Origin of the sequence: Aeromonas simiae, from assembly GCF_000820125.1 — a bacterium.
In the GTDB taxonomy this organism is placed as follows: domain Bacteria; phylum Pseudomonadota; class Gammaproteobacteria; order Enterobacterales; family Aeromonadaceae; genus Aeromonas; species Aeromonas simiae.
In genome coordinates this window covers 1-3,426 of record NZ_CDBY01000053.1, presented here as the reverse complement: position 1 = coordinate 3,426, position 3,426 = coordinate 1, and the positions used below count along the sequence as shown (strand labels likewise).

Annotated in this window: 5 protein-coding genes; all 5 read right to left on the bottom strand. The window is 47.6% G+C overall.

Annotated elements, in window-relative coordinates; genetic code table 11:
* Nucleotides 1-86: 86 nt before the first annotated feature.
* The gene (locus BN1134_RS18890) at nucleotides 87-713 is read right to left on the bottom strand and encodes a hypothetical protein (protein ID WP_052449465.1); all 627 of its coding nucleotides are present in this window, start codon (nucleotides 711-713) and stop codon (nucleotides 87-89) included.
* Between the two features lie 110 nt (nucleotides 714-823).
* Nucleotides 824-1,300: a hypothetical protein gene (locus tag BN1134_RS10105; RefSeq protein WP_042047023.1), complete on the bottom strand. Its 477-nt coding sequence runs from the start codon at nucleotides 1,298-1,300 to the stop codon at nucleotides 824-826.
* Nucleotides 1,301-1,385: 85 nt separating this feature from the next.
* On the bottom strand, nucleotides 1,386-2,156 hold the full coding sequence (locus BN1134_RS19700; protein WP_156991734.1) for an HNH endonuclease family protein: 771 nt from the start codon (nucleotides 2,154-2,156) through the stop codon (nucleotides 1,386-1,388).
* Between the two features lie 539 nt (nucleotides 2,157-2,695).
* On the bottom strand, nucleotides 2,696-3,043 hold the full coding sequence (locus BN1134_RS10100; RefSeq protein WP_198133165.1) for a copper-binding protein: 348 nt from the start codon (nucleotides 3,041-3,043) through the stop codon (nucleotides 2,696-2,698).
* Nucleotides 3,040-3,426: efflux RND transporter permease subunit (locus BN1134_RS18885; RefSeq protein ID WP_198133164.1), on the bottom strand; the 387-nt coding region annotated here is incomplete at its 5' end. The genes BN1134_RS18885 and BN1134_RS10100, both read right to left, overlap by 4 nt.

Sequence of the window (3,426 nt, the reverse complement as noted above, 5' to 3'; positions counted from 1 at the left end):
AATCATGGGTAATCAGGTTTGGTTAAGGGGCCGGTTTTAGCCGGTCCCGAGTGAGCGAAGCGAACGACTTGAACCAATTGTTATGCTTACGGCTCGTTGGTGTTGGTGGCTGAGCGCTCAATTAGAACCTGCTCCATTGCTCTTTTTATATCAACATCTGATGGGGACTTGAGCGTAAAGTAGAAGCTTATTGCTCCAACTACGAAGCTGATAATCGTTATTATGTATGCTCTGTTTGTCTGTTTCTTTGTTTTTTCTTGCTCTGACTTGAGTTCTGTGTATTTGTTTAGCGTTGATGTTATTGGTAGAAGAATATGTTTATCTGAGTCATCCTGTGATGATTCAATAATTTTAAGCAGTCTGGAGAGAGATGGTTTTACTTCGTCAGGCAGCTCGTCAAAGGGTTCTTCTTTCTCGATTTCAACTACCAATGTCTTTAATGCTGAAAAGGTTGTGGGCTCATCAATTTCAGCATAAAGTCTATAAATTACATCGCGACTATTTTTAGGGGATAGGTCGAAGCTACGACCAATTAATGTAATGTCTTTTGCGGAAAGTGAAACTGATGATAAAAGTTTTTGCTTTATGTTTCCTTTCATGCTTTCCATATTCTTTCTTTTCTGGATTGCCATCCAGAAAACGAAAACTAGAGCGCCAGCCATTACTGCAATGTAAAAGACTGCCATGAATAAGTTGAGTACTTCCTTTGTCACATTGCACTCCTAAGATGCATAACACCTCAATAACCGGCGCAGCTTTGCTGCGTTCGGCGCCGAAGGCGCGTAGTTGATTGACTTGTTAGCTGATACTGCCAAGCACTACGCTAGTGCACATTAATACCTCTACTTTCTAATAGAGGAACAAGCTCATTATTTGCTGCTACGATTTCACCATAGCATTGCTGGATGTATTCAACATCCATTTCATGACGTTCTCTATGTGACTTCTTACGATGAGCTTCCACCATAACCGCAGAATCACCTTCGCGACTTGAAAATATGCCGTGCACTATTTTGTTTCGTTTGGAAATGAATCCGTTTTCCTTAGAGGCGTTATTCTTGAACTTTTGTAAAGTTGACCTTATTTCGTTTTCGATATCATGATGTTCTAGTAAAGAGATAGCCATTTCGATTTTGGGTCGAATATCCATAGCGCCAGTAACTATCATACCAACAGGTTTATCAATTTTCAGGATGTGCCAGATTACATTTGAAACCAAATAGTCAAAATAGGAATACTGAGTACAGATATAGCCAGTGAGTTTTGCACGCAGCTCCATGTTGTGTATATCTTCGCTCATTACTTTCTCTCTATGATGAACAGCTAACGCCCGGCTCTGGGGCTGCATGGAGCGCATGCGTAATACAGTCCCTCACAGCCGCTTGTTAGCTGATTGCCAGACCAGCTCCACAATTGGATGCAAAGCAGTTTTTCATAACATTGCCGTTACCAAACTTTGTTTCTTTCGCATTAAACTCTAATCCTGAATTGGCAACAATATTTGTGACTTCAACGGCAGTAACTGGAAGCTCTATCGGCCATTCTCTGACTCTGGCATCAGGATAACGCTTCTCAGCATCGTCTACATTATTAAGTTCAAAAAATTCAATCTGAACCAGATCGCCGTTTGGATATTTTATTTTTAATTTTTTAGCTGACGGCGGACACTCAATATCCTCTTCCCCTCCTACGTTATACCATTCGTTATTTTTTATATAAGCACGTGGATCATTGCTAGTGGAAAGCATATGAAGATTTAATAGTAAGTAGTTATTTTCGTCTCGTTCAAACCAAATAATTGGCTGTTCTTTAAATTTGAAAATGACGGGGGTTTCATAGTAAAAGTTTCCACCTACCACAGCTAAAAGACGGTTTCTCATCCAATTAAATTTACCGCTCACTTGCCGCCAATTGTCTTTGCCGGATTGCTTTAACTCATGAAGCTGCTCCACAGAAAATGCTCCATGATCTGCTTGTATATGGTGCGTGCGGCATAAAGCAATCATTCCTTCAGGATTATGGTGATTCGTTACATGCCAGGGAGGATCAAAATGATGCCATTCTAAATATGGTAACCCGCAACCCGACACAGGGCATCCAAATCCAATCTCTTCTCTTAGTATTCTCTTCACTTCTGTTGGGGGATTTCGATTCATTCTGATTCTCCCTTATTTCAGCTAACAGTGATTAGATGGAAGGCGGCACTAACACATTAATACCGCCTTCCATCTAACTCCGCTACGAACCACTATATGGTGATAGAAATAACAGATTAAATCAACCACTTACATCCCTATCTCTGAGGCTAAGCGTATTCGCTTAACCTCTTCTTTTTGTACAGCCATGACGACGGTATAGAAAAATAGTGAGGGCGTTGACCATCGCCGGCAAAGCTATCGCCCCTGACTGACCACCTCTGGTTTGCCGCTTTTTACTAACACGGCTCTGGCATGGTGCATCCCGGGCTCCGAGGTGTGGTCTTCAAACGACTATCTTAGCGAGCGCAACGAGGGAAGGAAGGATGACGTGTTTATTTTACGAGCAAGATCAATAAATTAAGCACCGCATCATTGTCTATGCAGCAATGCACAGCGCGGCTTGCCTCCAAGGGCGGATACCCCCTCCGGCAGGCCAAGAGCGCTCTTGGCAACGCAGAGGGAAAAAGAAAGGGGGCCGTGGCCCCCTTTGCTTTATCTCAGGATTTACTGATCCCCACCGCCACCAGCTTGCCCCCTTCTGAGCGGGGGGTGAAGTGCACCTTGTCCCCCACCTTAAGGCCGGTTAGTTCGGCCGGATCGGCGGCCTCGAAGGTCATGGTCATGCCGGGCATGCCGAGCGCCTTGAGGGGACCGTGCTTGAGGGTCACCTTGTTGCCCTCAATCTTGCGCACCTCGCCGCTCGCCGGCTCACTCATGGCGGCGTGATCCATGGCGGGCATGGCCTGGTGGTTCATCGCTTGGTGATTCATGCCGTCCATCTCGGCGGCCTGGGTGTTCAGGGTCAAGGTGGCCGCCAGCAGCGGCCAGAGCAGATTACGAGTCATGACTGTTTCTCCTTCGGGTCAGAGGTTGCGGGCAGCCCACGGCCGCGCCACAGGAAGTAGATGGCCGGCAACACCAGCAGGGTCAGCACCAGGGCGCTCACCATGCCGCCGATCATGGGGGCGGCGATGCGCTGCATCACCTCAGAGCCGCTGCCGTGGCTCCACATGATGGGGAGCAGGCCGACGATGATGGTCACCACCGTCATCATCTTGGGGCGCAGGCGCAGGGCCGCCCCCTCGATGACGGCGTCGTGCAGGCCGCTCCGATCCGGGCGCTGCCGCGCGCACAGGGCCTCCCAGGCGTGGTTGAGGTAAACCAGCATCAAGACGCCGGTCTCCACCGCCACCCCGGCCAGGGCGATGAAGCCCACCCCGACCCCGAC

Excerpts from the sequence above, each read along its gene's own strand:
- BN1134_RS10100 (WP_198133165.1), bottom strand. The coding sequence starts at position 3,043 with ATGACTCGTAATCTGCTCTGGCCGCTGCTGGCGGCCACCTTGACCCTG.
- BN1134_RS19700 (WP_156991734.1), bottom strand. The coding sequence starts at position 2,156 with ATGAATCGAAATCCCCCAACAGAAGTGAAGAGAATACTAAGAGAAGAG.
- BN1134_RS10105 (WP_042047023.1), bottom strand. The coding sequence starts at position 1,300 with ATGAGCGAAGATATACACAACATGGAGCTGCGTGCAAAACTCACTGGC.